The sequence below is a fragment of the Bradyrhizobium tropiciagri genome (genome assembly GCF_001189845.1).
Classification (GTDB): Bacteria; Pseudomonadota; Alphaproteobacteria; order Rhizobiales; family Xanthobacteraceae; genus Bradyrhizobium; species Bradyrhizobium tropiciagri.
The window spans coordinates 101,033-117,417 of record NZ_LFLZ01000010.1; the positions used below are offsets into that span (position 1 = coordinate 101,033).

The following is a 16,385-nucleotide window of genomic DNA, read 5'->3' on the forward strand; positions in this document are numbered from 1 at the left end:
ACTACAGCCGAGCAAGCCTTGCGGTGTGGTCTGCAGCGCAGCCATAACAAAGAGGAACCAGAGCGATCCCCATAATCGTCGTATCGGCCGTGAAGAAATCGCGTATTCACTATCGCAAGGGGACGCAGGGGTCGTCGGGAAACCCGCGCGGTTCCAACCATTGCAACGCACAGTGAGCCATGATCAACAAACGAGGGTGCTTCGATTGCTTCGACAGCTGCATCGATAGCTTCGATGGCTGGGCGAGAGCTCGAGCATAAACGGCTCCGCTGACTCCGATTGACTTAAGGCGAGGTCCTGCCGAGATATCCGAACGTATCCATTCCGTAGATAGACCCAATCAAGAAAATCAATTTTACCACTTGCGGTGCGGTCATATAGACGTGATGGACGGGCTGGGGCCAACCTAGGGAAGCGACTCTAGAATGAAAAAATTCGTGATTGTGACTGCGAGCGCCCTCGCGCTTGGAACGGCGGCGGTGCCGACCTTTGTTGCTGAGGTTGCCGCCCAACCGGTCGCCACCAAGGTGCAGGTAGCCGATACGTCATATCCTCAATGCGCGGATTACCCGTTGGATGGTATCTGCGACTTATTTTTCTGTTTGACCGATCCGTCGTGCGTGCAGCACTAACGACGGAAGACAACCAAGCATAGAACGAGGATAGAGGCGCCGGCCACTCGCTGGACGGCGGCCGCGTCCTCCTCCTCCTCCGGCTATAGCCGATTTCCTGTTCTTGCCGGTGAATGATGCTAGCGCTACAGACCTCAATCGCCGTGGCTCCCATTGGTCGTTTCTGCTGGTGGATCGCCGCGTTCGAGGCCGGCTGGTTGCCTATCACTATGACTCAGTTCTAGGATATAATGACAGACTCGCAGCAACGATCGCTGAACGAGTCGGGGCCAACCTGCAAGACGCGCCCATAAGCCAGCAGAGGAATGAGTATGACTGCGGCGTCTTCGTGGTTGATGGCACCCGGGCACTGGTCAGTCGATTCGCGGCAGGTCCGCAGCCAGACCTGAACCTTAGGAACCTCGTCGTCGATCGGCGGGGCACTGCAGAGCCGTCTGAGAGGCTGAACGCGGTCTTGACTCGCCGGCGACTCGGCGCGTCCCATATGAGGCTTCGCCTGGTCGAGCTGGCTGGATCTGCTCTTGGTGACGCGGCCAGCCGGTCTGTGAGGAGCACTGTGGACAGGAAAAGAAGTGCGCTGGATCGCGTCGCGCGTGCGAGCATCCCGACAACTCCGAAATCGGTCCGCCAAAGGCAAAGAGGCAGGCGGACGATGTAGGCGGACGTCGCTACTCGGTGTTCCCGATTGAGCACACCGGGTGCCATACTTTCCAATATAGCCGCGAACTTCAGAACGCCCGGATACATTTATCTCGCCCTAAGCCTCCAAGGCTCGCCTGCCGGTAAAGATCAAAACTTACCGAGCACATGTGTGCGTCCGGCTCCGTTCGGAGGCCAAGCCAACTGCGATTTGATCAAAGCCGTTGCGTTCCTGTCTCTGAAGCTGTTCAAGTTTCGCCCACCGGAGCTTTGGGATCGCGCGGATAAGGACAGGGTGCTTAACAACGATTAGGCAACGCGCACTGCTGAGGTCCACTTTGTCACCAAGGCCGGGACGAGATTTAACCGCGGCTAAAATCGTTGAGTTAAAACGTCCTGCCTAACGTTGCCTCGGCGCGCTTCAAGGTGAATCCCATAGCGCTCCGTCGAGTTCGCAATCGCCAAACAAGAATCGCAAAATTCGCAGCTGGCGTTTAGCCACCCCGCCACAAAACATGATCTCTCATGTGAGAAGGCGGACGACAACCTACCAGCCTTGGTGAGTTGATGACCGTGCTGGATCGATTGATTTGAAGCCAAGCAATGGTAAACGGAAAGTCTGGCGAGGCCTCATCGAGCATCTTCATGCGCTCGCATGGAATCATCGTGCGAAAGGGCTATGTCGGCTCTTTCAACCTAAGCAAAGCCCATTCCTCTATCCGCTAGATATGTCGAACGGCAGCACGTTATCACCGGTTTCCGAAATTTTGCATGCGTACTGGCGCTCCGACCGGTGGTTGCTTCTCGTCGTTGTCGCAGTAGTGCTGATCTCAAGCGCGACCAGCGTCGCAACGCCCTATGTATTTTCGTGTCTCATTGACCGTCTCCCGCGCGAGGAAGACATGTCGGTGCTTGCGTGGGGGTTCGCAGGCTATGCGGTCCTACTTGGGGTAGCCTCCGCATTGCAGCGCATGCTGCAGTATCTGTCCTTCATGACAGCCGAGAACCTGGGCTTCATCGCTGCAACGGGCTTCTTTGATCGCATCCTGAGGAAAACCGCAGCCTTTTTTCTTGAGCACAATCCCGTAGAAATACAGAATGCGGCCGCGCGCGGGCGCAGCGCCCTGACGGCTTTGGTCCAGCTTGGGATCGTGGTCTTCATCCCTGCTGCAACACAACTTCTACTTACGTTCGTTACTCTCGGCGCGCTCCTCAATATCCAGATCGCTGCAATCGTCGTCGTCTATGGGGCAGTCCTGATTACATTGACGTGGAGTTCCACGCGTCGGGCGTACGTGTTCCTGGAACGAGCCAGAGAAGCCGGACAGGACAATGCGCGTTTCGTTGGCAACGTCATGAGCTCCATGGACACCCTGCGCTATTTCGGCAGTCATTCCTGGATGAGCCAGCGCTTTACGATGACGGCGCGGGAGGTGCGTGATAACTGGCGCGCCTATGTGTTGCAACGCGTTGCCTACATCGCCGTGCTCGGCCCAGCCGTCGCGCTACAATTTGCGGTCACGTTTCTCCTTCTCATACCTGAATACCAGGTCGGGGCGGTCACCATCGGGGATATGGTGCTATTCAACACGCTTTTACTCCAGCTCAATATGCCATTCGAGATGGTTGCGCGTGCCATCTCTGACGCGGCGCGGTCGCGAGCCGACCTCATCCCTCTGGCTAGACTATGGGCCGCACCCGAAGAGCGGCGACCATCTCACGCTCAAGATTTCACGCCCTCCGGTGGCCAGCTCTCTTTCGAGGGCGTTGGTTACGCCTACGACAACGGTCGTGGCGTTACGAACGTCTCGTTTGTGGCTGGGCGGGGTGGGATCACCTTCCTTGTCGGTGAATCGGGATCTGGAAAATCGACAATCTTTAGGCTCGTCTTGAAATCGATTGAACCGGACCGCGGTCGTATTCTGGTAGATGGAACCGATATAGCGGGCATCGAACGCGCGGATTGGTATGCCGCAGTTGCTGTCGTGCCGCAGGACGTGATGTTGCTCAATGAGTCGCTAGCCGACAACATCCTGCTAGGGCGGCCCCGCAACGAAGTGCGCCTTCGTGCTGCGTCGGAAAAAGCCGCTATTCTCCCCTTGATCGAGGCCTTGCCTGAAGGATTTGATACAGCCGTTGGAGAACGTGGTTTGAAGCTTTCCGGCGGGGAGCGCCAGCGTATTGCTATTGCCCGCGCGCTTTATGGCGAGCCGGCGATCCTTCTTCTTGACGAGGCCAGCTCCGCGCTCGACGAAGAAACCGAGCAGGACATTATGAACCATATCCGTACGCTAGCCAAAGATGTGACCGTGCTGGCGATCACTCACCGCAAGGGCGTCGTTTCTACAAGTGACGTCGTGGTCGACCTGACCGACTGCGGCTTGTCAGTGACATAGGCGAAGTGAATGATCGGCCCGGCGCGTTGACGCCGCACAGAAGGTGCATCGCCGGACGAGATGCCTTCGCTGTTCAAGGAGCTACCCACGTCATAGAGAGCATCCTCGGCATCTATGATGGAATCGGGGCCCTGTGCTCCGGTAGACGTGAAGTATTCCAGGGTGCCGATTGCCAATCTGCGACGCCAGGCGGCAGGGGCGGGCTTAAGTTGGCGATCGGCCGGCTTGCGGTCGGAACAGACTCCTTCGTCCTGAATTCAGGCTGCACCAGACGGAATTCTGCGCATATGTGTCGCGATTGATGAGCTCGTCGACAAGGCAAGACATCGCCCCACTACCCATCACTTGCGTCCGGACGGCAACATCGGCCACGACGCCTTCGCGGGCATCGGCGAGATGGACATGGTCCTGCGCCGTCACCCGGATCGCAGGCGCCGCCCTTGCACGCATGCGCTTGACCACGAGGGTGGGTATGCAACTCAGGAAAAACGGTGGACGCGATCTCTTCCGGAGAGCAGGCGGTGCTTAGGGGCGTGTCGAGCGCGTGCCGACGGCGTTTTTCGATCCCGGCAAGCAGCCGCCTTACTCATGGCGTCCGCTTTGCCGATCACAGGTGTTGTTCAACCATCGCCGGCCGAGATCCTTGAACTGCGGACGGCGCGATGTCGGCCTCACACCGACACGGATTTTCTAACGAAGCTCTGGCAAAACGGGATCGAGTTCTTCCTGCTCAAGCGTCTTGGCTCCATCTTCTGCCAGGTACGCTGCCAGCCGCGCGATACCGGACTCTGGTGAGCATCTGGCGGGTGCGGATTTTTTGGACGGCACTTGTCCCGAGCGCTCGGCAATTTCGACGCTCATCAGGTGGGGGCGGATCGGTCGGCCGATGGCGCGCTCGATGGTGTGGAATATCCAGGTCCCGTCGGGATCGATGTCCGACCAATGAAAGATTGGCGTCTGTTCGGATACCGACCCTGCTATCATCCGCAGCGCCTGCTGGGTGGCGAGCGAGGGGTAACCGCCGACGTACATCGTCGTTCCCAGTCGACCGGGGTCCGCCTCGGCAATGTGCCGGTTGAAGCTTGCGAAGTTTTCGATCGTCAGAATGTACGCCGGCGGCTCCCGAAAACGGACGCGATCTGCTTCCTTGGGAGTGATTCCGAGATAATGTGGAGAAATCCTGGAGAGGTCGGCTCCCTCGAGGTCGATTTTTCCTGCGACCAGCAGCGGTGGCGCGAAGCGTTCCAGTCCGATTGCCCGCAGTGCCTCGCGGGGCCGCGCGCCGGGTGGAAACTCCAGGATGCCGCTCAGGAGCCGCACGACCGCACCCTCGATGCGTTCGAGCGTCTTGCTGTGACCCACCGTCCGTCGCGAGAAGGTCTTGTAGTCGACATCGAGATGCTTGTTGTCCAGGATGGCCTGGGCGAGAACGAAGGCGTCGCGCAGCATCTCGACGTCGGACGAAGCGAATCCGTGCCACGTCTTCCCCCGTCCCCAGACCTCGGCGATTTGGGAAGCGCTGTTCTTCAGAGAGTCGCGCAGCGCCGATCCGGCGGCAAGCCTTGCCGCAGCGTCCTGCGCAATCCGCGACGCGGGGGTGCGGTCGAGATATCGGTATAGGATCTCCGCCGAGGCCAGCCGCACGTGTGCGACCTGATCCCGCTTGACGCCTCGGCCCCAGCCAACGGACACCGCGCCGGTAGCTTCGGCTTCCCTGATCTGTTTGAGGAAGGCGTCCGCCGCGACGACCGAGGCGAAGGCGGCATAATCCGGGTGGGCGATCGGGCTCGCCGCGCCGGCCTCGAAGCGATCGAGCAGGTCATTCAAGAGGCCGTTCGCGTCCGTGAAACGCCGCGCCATGGCTACTCGGCGGCCAGACGGCTGGCGAGCTCATCTTCGGACATCAGGTCCGGATCGATGGCCATCAGCTCGCGCTTGGCCTTCTCTTTCAGTTGCACCACGGTGGCTCTGGACTGCTCGCCAATGCGGTCCACTTCCACGATCGTATCCATGTGCTCGAGCACGGCGACCCGCTTCTCGAACGGCGCCGCGATCACGAATTGGAGTCCGAGATTCTTATAGAAGCTCATCATCTGCCGCTGGTTCTTGCCATCCATTTTCGAGAAGGCCTCGTCGAACATAGCGAGAGCGAAGCCGGCGGGCTTGCCCGTACGATGCTCGGCGCTGCCGTAGACGCCGGCGAGCGAAGCGCCGATGGCGACGTAGATGGGGACCTGCTGTTCGGCGCCCGATCCGGTGCCGCGCCGCTGCTCCCAGCGGGTCGAGCGGCCGGTAGCGACATCCTCCATGTGGATCTCGAAGGTGTAGAAATTGCGGTAGTCCTCAAACTGGGTGAAGTCCTTGTCGGGATCCTCTAGCAGCGCCTCGAGTGCAAGGATCGTATCCTTGTGCGGGAAGTCATCGGGCGCATCGCCCCGGAACAGCATGTCGAGCGCCTCCGGAGAGGTCTTGGCGATCTCGATGATCTTCAGGATGGGCTGGAATTCCACCACTTGGGTGCGATGGAACGAATATCTCTCGTTGTGGAAGGGATGTGCGTAGAGGCTACGGTTCAACGACTGCAGTTCCCGCTCCATCTTGCCGATCCGGGCCGTGAGCGCGTTGATGAACTCGCCGCGGAGCAGCGTCGAGGCCTTTTCTGCCGCTTCTCGGGCCTGCCGTTCGTACTGGCGCAGCTCGTTGGACTCGATATCCGAGATGAGCTGCTCCATCCAGGGCTTCACCTCGCGTAGCGGCTCGCTTTCGGCGCCAACTTGCGAGCTCATCCCAAACTGATCGAAGTAATCGTAAAGGAGCTCGCGGACCCGTCGCTCGATCCGGACGCGCTCGACGTCCGAGGCGTCGGCATCTTTAACCGCCTTGTCTGCGATGGCACGGTGTTTCTCAGCAAAACCGCCTTTTGCTGCGGCATCGAGGCGCTCGCGGTAGACGAGCCTGCCTTTCGCGGCGGAGTAGAGCGGGAAGGCCTTGCGGTAGATCGACCGGGCGACCCGGAGATTGAGCTCGGAGCCCGGCACGTTCTCCCCATCTCCGAGCCTCCTCTCGGCCGATCTGAGTTCGCCGTCATGCTCGCCAAACGCCTTCTGCTGGGTCTTTCTCTCGTCGAGCCTCTTGTCCTTCAGCTTCTGCTGCGCTCGCTTCTTGTCGCGAAGGCCGCCGTCGCCCGCGCCGTCGAGCGCATCGAGCCTGGAATGGGCTTCGCCGATCTCGGTCTGCGCGGCCGCGAAGGCCGCAGCGAAAGTCTTCAGGTCGTCACGCCCCTCACAGATGTTCTTCAGAGCGGCATAGGCCTGCTCCGCGGCTTGGGCCTCCTTGCTCTTGTCGGCCAGGAGCCGATCCAGTTCCTCGGCCTGATCTTGCAGGGAGCGCAGGGCGTTCGCCTGGGCCGCCTTTCCGATCTTGTGCTGCGAGGCTTCGATCCAGCGATGGGTCCTGACGAGTCCATCGTCGTAGAGGCCGTCCTTCATGATGGCCGGCCGGGCTTATTAAACTGATCGAGCGTGTCGGCGAGACGGACCGTGCCGTAGCGGCGCATGATGAACGCCATCGCGTCCGGATCCTGGCTCCGGAAGATGGAGGGGAAACTGCCGCGCTCCGGCTTGGCCCGGAACTGCTCGAGCTTGTTCAGGCTCACGAGGGATGCGTGGCGAAACTCGCGGCGGCCTTCCTTGAACATCGCCGTGGCGGCGCTGATGTCCGCTCTGTCCACGAACACCGCCTCCCGGTCGCGGCCGAGGAGCGCCTCGGCGGCCCCCACCCATTCGGGTTCGGCGACTTCGATGATGTCACAGAGCACGCGCGGGGCCATTCCCTTCTGCCGGAGCCTTCGGCAGAGGAGTTCAGTATCGTCGCCAAGATAGGCCCGCGCCCCTCCGGAGGCGTGCTGTCGGACCCGTTCGAGCACCTCGTCACGCCGGACTCGCAGCCCGGAAAGCTCCGCGATGATCGCCTGACGCGCTTCGTCGATCTTCGGCAGCCATTTCGCACCGCTGGTCGCGAAGGATTTCTCGGCCGCGGAGAGCTCGTCTGAGACGCCCGCTATGTCTGCCCCGACGGCGGCGGTTAGAAGACGCTCCAGCGCAGGGACGAAGTCTTCGAAAGAGTCCGCACACATCGCCCGGAGCGGATGCAGGCGACGGATGTTATCCAGGCGTGCCTTGAACTCGGCCGAGGCGCGGTGCGCCGCCTGCGCGGCCACATCAGCGCTCTGCTGCAGCGACTTTCTTCCGGTCTTGGCGTCGTGCTCGGCGATCGCCGCCGTCAGGCGTTCGATCTCCTGATCAATGGCCTTGACGTCCTCCTCGATGAATTCGAGTTCTTTTGCTGCGGCATCTCGGCGCGCCATCTCGGTACGCCTTTTGGTCTTAAAGTCCAGGTTGATCGCCCGCGCCGCGAGCCAGGCCGCGCGTTTGGAAATCCACTCCTCCCTGAACTTGGTCTCAAGCGCCTCTTCGAGTGCGGCGAGAACCCCCCGAAGTGCCCTCAGAGCTTCGAGTCTGAGGCGCATTTTCCGGATCGTTTCGCTGATATTGCGGTAGGTCTGGATCGACTCGCGCAGCTCCTTGATCCCGATCGGACTGTCCTCGAGGATATAGTTCCGCACGAACTGCGTGGCCGTCTGGTTGTGATCGAGCGTCATCGCATTGACGATCGACTTTTGCAGGGCGCTTGCGTTCTGCTCGCCGTAGGGCGAATGCGGCAGGAGATGGCGCATGTACTCGCGGACGTAGTCGCCGGCCCGATCGCGGTGGTTGACGAAGTTGCCTTCGCCAACCACCGCGACGATCCGGGCGCGCACGTCTTCCCACTGCGCCGGAAACTGCAACTTCCCTCGCTGTTCGATGAAGTCCTTGGAGCTTAGAACGGCGCCGACGGTGACGAACAGCGCCAGCACGGTTTCCCTGCTGTCTGACTTCCGCGCCTCGAGCGCCATGCCGATTGTGACCGGCGGCCGCGCGCCTTCCGTGTCTTCAAAACCGAGCGCGATGTAGGTGCGCGCCTCGTCGCGCCGGCGCTGGTCCTCGCCGAGCGTGCCGAGACAGTAGTCGACGACGCTGCGCTTCGAGCCACTACGCGACTTTCCGCTGTCGCCGGCGACCGCGTTCAGGCGCAGGAACCGCCGGCTGCCGCCGGTGAGCACGACTTGGGCCATGTCGAGGATCGTCGATTTGCCGGAACGGTTCTCGCCAAGCACGCCGACGTGCCCCGTCACGTCGATGTCCGCGACGTCGAACAGGTGCCAGTTCACCATCGTAAGGTGGCGTAGCTCCATCATGCCTCGTCTCCCGCGGGCTGCGGAAAACGGGCCTCCTCGCTGCGCACGTAGCGCTCGAGCCGTTGCAGCGCGTCGCCGCCGCTGATCAGCTTGATCATCGGGCGGATCCTGACCTCGCAGTCCCGCTGCTCGTCGTCGAAGTCGCCGATCTCGACAAGGCTGCGCTGGGCAGCCTCGCGCAGAATGTCGCGGAAGCGGGCGGCCGAGATCGCGCCTCCGCCGCCGTGTTGCGCCATCTCGCGGTAGCGGTCGAACAAGTCATTCAAGGTGGCGACCACGACGGCCCGGTCTTCGACCGCTCCGACGTTCACCTCTTGCTGCCAGTACGCTGCCAGCACCAAAATGACGATGGTTTCGTCGAGCTTCATCCGGGGCAGCGGCACGTCCTCGTCCATGGCGACGATGCCGGCCCACTGCGCCTCCGGATCGCGATGGACGCGGTATCCGCAACTATCGAAGAAGCCATCGACCGCGTTGCGGAAGCGGCCGTCCATGATCATGTTGTAGACGGTTCCGGTTCTGGGATCTCCCGCGAACACGAACTGCCGCCGCAGCAGGAAGTGCAGCGCTTTGCGGAGGTCGGCTGCCTTTTCCGCACCGAAGGAGCGCTCGACGTGTTCGAACTCACTGAGCATGGAGCTCCTCCGCTTTCCGGAGCCTGCCGGATCGCCTGACCAGGAAGTTCGCGCAACGCAGCCATTCGCTGTCGTGTGGCGGCGTGTCTGGGCGCGGCTCCAGATCGAATCCGGCCGCGACCTGCGGCGGAACCTCGCCCGTCAGCGCATAGCGGCGGGCGCAATCGAAGGCGAGGAAGTCGTCTACGGTGTCGATTTCCATGAAGCGAGCTTCCTTGGTCGCGAATGGCGGCACCTGGCCCTCAAGGAATCGTCTGACATCCTCGGGCCGGGGCGCGATGCGAGCGATATACTCAAGACGGAGCTTCTTCCTCAGCTCGTACAACGGGTCCGAGGGCGGGCCGGCGAGCTCCTTCGCCTCGACCGGGCGGCGCGGCTGCCTGGCTGGCGCCTGATGGTGCTCCGACCAGGGCGACCGCAGCGGCTCGATGCTCCACTCGACGGTCGCCCTGTCGTGCCTGCCGTCTCGCAGCAGAGCGTCCAGCCGCCGCACCAGGTCGCCGGCCCGGCCGACGAGTCCCTGCCCGCCGCGCTCGGCGTACTTGATGGTGTTGCGGACCCGGGCTTCGAGCTGCCTGCGGAAGGCCTCGATCCGTTCGAACATCTCGCCGATCTGTTCGAAGATGTTTTCGATTGCGAGCAGATCGTCGGCCGCCGCCATTCGACCGTCCTCGACGTCGGCGGCCATGCTGGAAGCGGTGTACTCCTCGGCGAGGACCTGCATGGTGTCCGGGGTGTAGGAGATTCGCCGTGCGAGATCGACGATGGCATCGCGGAAGCGGTACGGATGGTTGACGGTGAGGATGGACTCGAAATCCTTCAGCAGGAGCTGGTCGACGAACTCCTCGAAGAAGCTTCCAGCCGGGTAGCCACTGTCTTCGATTCCATGACGGTCCGTCGGATCCGCTTCAGGTCGGCCAGAATGGCCCGCAGGCTCTTGGTAAACTGGTCGGCCTGGTTGCGTGCTTCGCGGACAGCGAGCGCGGCTTCGCGCTGCTTGCGGTCGGTGATCTCGGGCCTCAGCTTTTCGACGGCTTCGAGATTGAGGCGGATCTGCACGATCAAGCCGCCGAATCGCTGCGAGAGATCCTTATTGAGGCTCGCGAGCCGCTGGATCACGAGCAGCGGTCCCATTGCCATGTCGACCGTGACACGGAGCCCGTATTCCTCCTCCTCAAGCCAACCCCAGGCGAGCAGCCGCGCGTAGAGTTGCCGCGCCAGACCGAGCGCCTTGTCGCCCTTCTCGGACGCGAGCGCGATGTCGGCCTTCCGGATACGGCGGCGACCTGCCGAGATCATTTCCGGCAGGGTGCCGAAGTCATCGCCTTCGCTCCAGAGGCCCGGGTTGGCGCGCATGACGTCGTAGATCGCGTGGACGACCTGTTGCGGAGTTGGGAACGACGGCGCGCCTGAAAAGAAGCGTTCAAGGAGGTCGAGCAGACAAGCCGCGTACAGGTGCTTGTGATCGCGCGAGAAGGCCAAAAAAGCCTCGTCATGCAAATGACGGAACAAGGACAATCGCTACCACTCCAGAGTCGGCGTCATCCAGAAAAGGGGCGAGCTGCCTGCCCCTAACTTCATGATCTACTGGGGAAATACTTCAGTCGAGATGTATCGCGAGGCACTCGCAACTAGAAGGGTTTTGTTCGCTGTATGTTCGTATATAGCTTGCCGAACGGAAGCTGTCGAGCCTCAGGGCTCCGTGCCGGCACTTTGAGGAGGGATGGGTCTTCGGAGAAGGGCCTTTCTAAGAACTTCGGCAAGCTATGTTGAGACAAAAAAGCCCCGCTATTCGGCCGAAGTAGGCGCGGAGATCTTAGGGAAGAACTATTGAGGACGGAAGCCTCCGGGCTGACGGACGAGCAGGGCTCCGTTGAGTATCCAAGCCGGGCGTGGTGCTAAGGTAGTCGCGATCTGTAGTTTGTGCCCTGCTAACCGCTGAAGTGTGCAACGGCCAATCTTTCAGTGTGCGTGTTCTTCGATACCCAGCACCCATAATAGAGTGTTCAAGGGAGAGTCGGAATCGCGCTCGCGATGTCCGATCCCACGTTTTTTCCTGGCCCTCCACGCCGCGCTTCTGCCGCCTCTATCGCGTTTGCCGACGGAGGGCTTGAGGATTGAGCCCACCGTTCGATGCCCCGAGCAATGAGACCCTACACGCTCACTTGCCGTTAGGCCCCTGCTAAGTAATATCAAGCAGCGGATAAGTTGTTGATTTTTATTGTTTATTTAGATAAACCTTGCGTATTGTCAGAAATTGGCTTATGTTTCTGACAACGCAGGGAAGCCATGCAAACCGTCGCCGAGCGTATTTTGAGTTACGCCCAAGCACTTCCAGAAGGCACTTTGATCGGTGCTAAGGAAGTTTTGCATTTGGGAAGCCGTGCTGCGGTCGATCAAGCTTTGAAGCGTCTCGCCAAACGCAACGAGTTGATGCGTCTTGCCCATGGGCTCTACGCTCTGCCGGTGAAAACACGTTTTGGCATACGCGCGCCGGCTGCCGAAAAGGTCATCGAAGCGCTGGCTTCCACGCACGCGGAAACGATCGTTCCACACGGAGCCGCGGCCGCGAATAAACTTGGTCTCACTACGCAAGTGCCGACGAAGCTCGTCTATTTGACCTCCGGTCCTGATCGTCAGTTTCGTCTCGGAGCACAGACGGTTGAGATGCGGCATGCACCGCACTGGATGCTTCTGCCGACAGACTCGATTGCTGGACAGGCAATCCGGGCTCTTGCCTGGCTCGGCGAGCGAGAGGCGGGCGAGGCTCTTAAGGTATTGAAGCGCAAGCTGCCCGACGACACTTTGCAGGATCTCGTCGCGCTGCGTCGCGCGATGCCTCCGTGGATGTCGAAATCCGTCAGCCAATCCCTTCTAAATCATGGCTGAACTTTACCTGACGCTCTCTCGTGACGAGAGGCTTGAGGCACTTGGCGTCGCCGCCACCGCCTCAGGCCGCCCGGTCCATCTTTTGGAGAAGGACATCTGGGCCGTTTGGGCCCTGCAAGGACTCTTTGACTCTGAATTGGGTGAGCATCTTGTCTTTAAGGGAGGTACGTCCCTCTCCAAAGGTTACGACGTCATCGAACGTTTCTCGGAGAATATCGATCTCACTTACGATATCCGCCGGATCATTCCTGAGCTTGCCACGGGCGACCCACCCATACCCGCTTCGCGAAGCCAGGCCGACAAGTGGACAAAGCTTGCGCGCGAGCGGCTCACCGACTGGGTCAAAGACAAGACCCTTCCTGTCCTACAGAAACACGCAGCAGCTACAGGAGTCGACGTCACGTTCCGTGTTGAGAACGATGTCATCTATGTCGACTATGAAAAGCTGATCCAGGGCTCGGACTATGTTCCGCCCTGGATCAAGCTTGAATTCGGTGCGCGCTCGACCGGTGAGCCGTCCGAGACGAGAGAGATCACCTGCGATGCGGCGAAATCCCTGCCCGGACTCGAGTTTCCTGTAGCGACCCCAAAAATCATGCTTCCCGAGCGCACCGTTTGGGAGAAAGCAACGGCCGTCCACGTTCTTTGCGCTCAGGGTATCGCGAGCGATCGTGTATCGCGCCATTGGTACGATCTCGTGAAGCTCGATGATAAGGGATTTGCGCAAGCTGCCTTCGATGACAAAGTGCTGGCGCAGGAAGTCGCCGATTGGAAGAGCAAGTTCTTCCGGGAGAAAGATCGCGACGGCAATGTCATCGACTATCACGCCGCGGTATCCGGCAAGCTTCAGTTAGTTCCTGACGAAAAGATGCGTAAGGACCTTGAGGCCGATTATCAAAAGACGATCGACGCTGGATTACTTCTCGGCGAACCTGAGCCGTTTGAGCAGCTCATGAAGCGCTGTGAAGCTCTGCAGCGGCGCGCAAATAGTAAGTAAGGCCGGTTGCTGGAACGGACGCTTCGAAAGATTTCCGACGTATAGAAGCTGTGCTGAGGATTGCCGAAGATGAGCCCCAGCACGCGCTGCTGCACGTTCGCCCCGCTATAGCGGGCTTTGCTTGTTTACAGCGCTGTTAATTTTGAGCGGTGCCGTCTCCGGCATCATGAGCATGGCAAGGAGCCCAGCCGCGCTAGCGATAAGCATGTACCAGGCGGGCGCCAGCGCGCTCCCGGTAAGATAGATCAGCCAGGTGACGACTGGTTGAGCTGTGCCTCCGAAGATCGCTATCGCAAAAGCGTAGATGATCGCGAAGGCGCCACCACGAATGTTCTTGGGCAAACCTTCGGCCATGCCCACATAGAAGGCGCTGTACGGAATCGTTCCGATAAGTGTGAGCGCGCCGAGACCCCCGAGAAGTGCGAGGGCACTGCGGCTCTCTGAGATCCAGAAGAACACCGGATAGGTCATCAACAACGCAGCGATCTGCGGCCATATCATGATGTGCCGGCGGCCCGCGCGGTCTGCGAGCCAGCCGCCCAGCAGCGCGGCAGCAATTCCTACCGTATTGCTAACGAGCGTCGTGCCAAAGGCGAGAGGCGCGGAAACTTGTAGGGTGTTCAGTGCATAGGTGGTCATATATCCCGTGACGTAGGTGATGATCGTGCAACTGGCCAGGACGACGAATCCCAAGCTCATAATACGGCGAGTGGCAGGCAATCTTCTTACAGGGTGAACGCCCGGAGCCGGCGCTTGGGGCCGGTGCAACGTTTCGGGCAAGCCGCTCCGCAGCCAAAATCCGAACGGCAGCGTAACGGCGCCGAGCAAGAGCGCGATCCGCCATCCGTACGCGTTGAGTGCCTCGCTTGTCATGGTCAGGGAGAGTATTTCTCCAACAAGCGCCCCGGCCGTTGCAGCGATCTGTTGGCTGGCAGGCTGAAACGAGACAGCAAGACCGCGCCCCTCGACCGGCGCCGCTTCCAGCAAATAGGCAGTTGTCGGACCAACCTCACCGCCGAGCGCGAAGCCTTGCACCAAACGCGCGACAATAACCAGGAGCGGAGCAGCAGCTCCTATTGTCCCGTATGAGGGGGTGAGCGCTAACACAAGGATCGCGGCGCTCATCAGGACAAAGCTGGCGGTCATCGCGGGCCGGCGCCCGGCCCGATCCGAATACGAGCCGAGCACGATGGCCCCGATCGGCCTGGTCACAAAACCCGCGCCGAAGGTTGCGAGCGACAGCATGAGGCTGGCGAACGGGTCGCTTGCCGGGAAAAACGCTTGTCCGATCTGGATCGCGAAAAAGCTATAGGTCCCAAAGTCGTAGAATTCGAGAATATTGCCGATCGTTGCACCCAACACGGCGCGCCGGGCCAAGGATTCGTCTGCCGGAACGAGGACCGGCTCCGGTTTCCGCCGAGTAGATTGCTTGCCCATCCTCGATCCGTCTGAGGCACTATCGCCGGCCCGAGCATTTCGACCAGCGAGTTCAGGCGCATTGCACTCCACTTGCTCTGCACGTCCTCTAGCTCGAGGTGGGCTGGGCCCGCGTCCCGACAGACGAAGCTCACGACGATGAATGCAATAAGAATGCCTGCCTCTTGCTGCCCGTTTCAAAGCTTGAACGGATCGCGGCAATCGTCGGCAAAGATGAGCAAGCGCGTTGCAATTGTCGGGCGCGGCGCTCGTTGTGCTTCTGTGCATGGCGAGTTTGCGACAATATTGGTGGGCACCGAACGGAAGGCGCCTGCTTTCACACAGATGACCGCGCATGCACGCAGGGTTCAGCCGGCGCGCGTATGCGCAAAGGATCAGGCATTGGCCCGGCTTTTGCTCCACTGCTTACCAATTGTGTGCGGCCACCTACTTTGTCGGGATTGTCGCTGCAATGCAACGCCTGCTGTCGATGATGCCGCCGCATATGCTCGTTCAATTTGGCGTTCAAACAGTTTAGAATGTGCTCAAACTGCTCATTGACGAGCAAGAGAACCTTGAGGGCGCTGCGCAGATCGCCATTACACGCGGTGACGACCTCGTCTATGCGCCAGCTCACCGAGTATGCTGTCTCGGCCTCGGGTCACGATTACTCGCGCAAGACATAAGGTTCTCCTCGCCGGGGCACTCGCTGAAGCGGTCCGGCGGTCAGCCGCCGTCGCTATCGCTGCCGCGTCAGACGGGTGCCGCTCAAAGGCCGGTGCCGCCGGAGCGCCACTCTCCCGAGGCTTTGGAAATACTTCCATTCCCAAGCCCTGCGCGCCTTTAGTTGTATAAAGCATTGTATCGCCGCTGCCGCGGCAGCAGCTTAGGGGCGTCGCCCCTCAGCGCGGCGCAAGGACAGGCCTTCGGTTTTGGCTCCCCCCACGGTCCGCGGTGCCCCAAAAAAGTTGTTCCAACTTCCTTCAGCCCTTACGCCTTGCACACCTCGCTACGCGCTGCGAGGAAGGGGTTATGGCGGCTTTTTGCCGCGCACAAACTCAGCCTTAAGGAGAAAAACAACAGAACCAAGACCTCCGCCGCAGCCCGTCGTGATGGTGCCGCGCGGCAAACTGAAGAAGTCGCCCAAGAATGCTCGTAAGATGCCAAATTCGAAAGGCTGAAGTCGAAGCTCTCGCCGCCAGTATCGCATCCTCGGCATGCTGCAAATTCCTGTCGTCGAACCCGTACGCGTCCCCAAGGACAAACCGACCGGCTACTTTCTGGTCAATGTGGGTGAGGGACGCTGTCTCGCTCAGTTGCTTCGGGCCAAGCGCAAGGAGATCAAGAAGGACGAGCAAGCCGCATTTTCCGATCCCAACAGCGGATGCGTCTTTGCGACCATCTGGCACGACGGATAAGCACGCCTCGAGTACGGCAGCATTGATGGCGGCGATCGATGACATTTTGGAATGTTGCACTGGCTTG

11 protein-coding genes and 1 pseudogene are annotated in these 16,385 nt (G+C 60.5%); 6 read left to right on the top strand and 6 right to left on the bottom strand.

Features of this window, described 5'->3' with window-relative positions; all coding sequences use genetic code 11:
- Nucleotides 1-425 precede the first annotated feature (425 nt).
- The 3 genes from AKN84_RS11030 to AKN84_RS11040 all read left to right on the top strand — a co-directional run bounded on the left by AKN84_RS11030 (nucleotide 426) and on the right by AKN84_RS11040 (nucleotide 3,667).
- The gene (locus AKN84_RS11030) at nucleotides 426-632 is read left to right on the top strand and encodes a hypothetical protein (RefSeq protein ID WP_050420731.1); all 207 of its coding nucleotides are present in this window, start codon (nucleotides 426-428) and stop codon (nucleotides 630-632) included.
- A 109-nt stretch (nucleotides 633-741) separates the two neighbouring features.
- Nucleotides 742-1,290 carry a Ulp1 family isopeptidase gene (locus AKN84_RS50335; RefSeq protein WP_347337320.1) on the top strand — a complete coding sequence of 183 codons (549 nt, stop codon included), beginning with the start codon at nucleotides 742-744 and terminating at the stop codon, nucleotides 1,288-1,290.
- A 571-nt stretch (nucleotides 1,291-1,861) separates the two neighbouring features.
- Entirely contained in the window at nucleotides 1,862-3,667 is a 1,806-nt protein-coding gene (locus tag AKN84_RS11040) for an ABC transporter ATP-binding protein (RefSeq protein WP_244485022.1), read from the top strand.
- A gap of 690 nt (nucleotides 3,668-4,357) precedes the next feature.
- On the opposite strand, the gene AKN84_RS11045 is transcribed toward AKN84_RS11040, so the two are convergent.
- From AKN84_RS11045 to AKN84_RS11060, 5 genes and pseudogenes are all read right to left on the bottom strand, one after another.
- A complete protein-coding gene (locus tag AKN84_RS11045) occupies nucleotides 4,358-5,527 on the bottom strand; it encodes a Wadjet anti-phage system protein JetD domain-containing protein (RefSeq protein ID WP_050420734.1) in 1,170 nt (389 codons plus the stop codon).
- Nucleotides 5,528-5,529: 2 nt separating this feature from the next.
- On the bottom strand, nucleotides 5,530-7,155 hold the full coding sequence (locus AKN84_RS48880; protein ID WP_244485023.1) for an SbcC/MukB-like Walker B domain-containing protein: 1,626 nt from the start codon (nucleotides 7,153-7,155) through the stop codon (nucleotides 5,530-5,532).
- Nucleotides 7,152-8,963, bottom strand: coding sequence for an ATP-binding protein (locus AKN84_RS48885; protein WP_244485024.1), 1,812 nt, complete (start codon nucleotides 8,961-8,963; stop codon nucleotides 7,152-7,154). The genes AKN84_RS48880 and AKN84_RS48885 overlap by 4 nt, the downstream gene beginning before the upstream one ends.
- Complete coding sequence (locus AKN84_RS11055; RefSeq protein ID WP_050420736.1) at nucleotides 8,960-9,598, bottom strand: DUF4194 domain-containing protein; 639 nt, start codon at nucleotides 9,596-9,598, stop codon at nucleotides 8,960-8,962. The genes AKN84_RS48885 and AKN84_RS11055 overlap by 4 nt, the downstream gene beginning before the upstream one ends.
- A pseudogene (locus tag AKN84_RS11060) lies at nucleotides 9,588-11,116 on the bottom strand (Wadjet anti-phage system protein JetA family protein). Before AKN84_RS11060 ends, AKN84_RS11055 begins: the two are co-directional and overlap by 11 nt.
- A 771-nt stretch (nucleotides 11,117-11,887) precedes the next feature.
- Here AKN84_RS11060 and AKN84_RS11065 point away from each other — a divergent pair.
- Entirely contained in the window at nucleotides 11,888-12,487 is a 600-nt protein-coding gene (locus AKN84_RS11065; protein WP_050420737.1) for a DUF6088 family protein, read from the top strand.
- The gene (locus AKN84_RS11070) at nucleotides 12,480-13,484 is read left to right on the top strand and encodes a nucleotidyl transferase AbiEii/AbiGii toxin family protein (protein ID WP_050420738.1); all 1,005 of its coding nucleotides are present in this window, start codon (nucleotides 12,480-12,482) and stop codon (nucleotides 13,482-13,484) included. Before AKN84_RS11065 ends, AKN84_RS11070 begins: the two co-directional genes overlap by 8 nt.
- 105 nt (nucleotides 13,485-13,589) lie before the next feature.
- Here the strand turns inward: AKN84_RS11070 and AKN84_RS11075 are convergent, their stop codons facing one another.
- Nucleotides 13,590-14,921, bottom strand: coding sequence for an MFS transporter (locus AKN84_RS11075; protein WP_050420739.1), 1,332 nt, complete (start codon nucleotides 14,919-14,921; stop codon nucleotides 13,590-13,592).
- Nucleotides 14,922-16,117: 1,196 nt separating this feature from the next.
- On the opposite strand from AKN84_RS11075, the gene AKN84_RS11080 reads away from it, so the two are divergent.
- Nucleotides 16,118-16,318 carry a hypothetical protein gene (locus AKN84_RS11080; RefSeq protein ID WP_050420740.1) on the top strand — a complete coding sequence of 67 codons (201 nt, stop codon included), beginning with the start codon at nucleotides 16,118-16,120 and terminating at the stop codon, nucleotides 16,316-16,318.
- Nucleotides 16,319-16,385: the final 67 nt, after the last annotated feature.

Coding starts and splice junctions, on each gene's coding strand:
- AKN84_RS11030 (WP_050420731.1), top strand. CDS start 426: ATGAAAAAATTCGTGATTGTGACTGCGAGCGCCCTCGCGCTTGGAACG.
- AKN84_RS11045 (WP_050420734.1), bottom strand. CDS start 5,527: ATGGCGCGGCGTTTCACGGACGCGAACGGCCTCTTGAATGACCTGCTC.
- AKN84_RS48880 (WP_244485023.1), bottom strand. CDS start 7,155: ATGAAGGACGGCCTCTACGACGATGGACTCGTCAGGACCCATCGCTGG.
- AKN84_RS48885 (WP_244485024.1), bottom strand. CDS start 8,963: ATGATGGAGCTACGCCACCTTACGATGGTGAACTGGCACCTGTTCGAC.
- AKN84_RS11055 (WP_050420736.1), bottom strand. CDS start 9,598: ATGCTCAGTGAGTTCGAACACGTCGAGCGCTCCTTCGGTGCGGAAAAG.
- AKN84_RS11065 (WP_050420737.1), top strand. CDS start 11,888: ATGCAAACCGTCGCCGAGCGTATTTTGAGTTACGCCCAAGCACTTCCA.
- AKN84_RS11070 (WP_050420738.1), top strand. CDS start 12,480: ATGGCTGAACTTTACCTGACGCTCTCTCGTGACGAGAGGCTTGAGGCA.
- AKN84_RS11075 (WP_050420739.1), bottom strand. CDS start 14,921: ATGGGCAAGCAATCTACTCGGCGGAAACCGGAGCCGGTCCTCGTTCCG.
- AKN84_RS11080 (WP_050420740.1), top strand. CDS start 16,118: ATGCTGCAAATTCCTGTCGTCGAACCCGTACGCGTCCCCAAGGACAAA.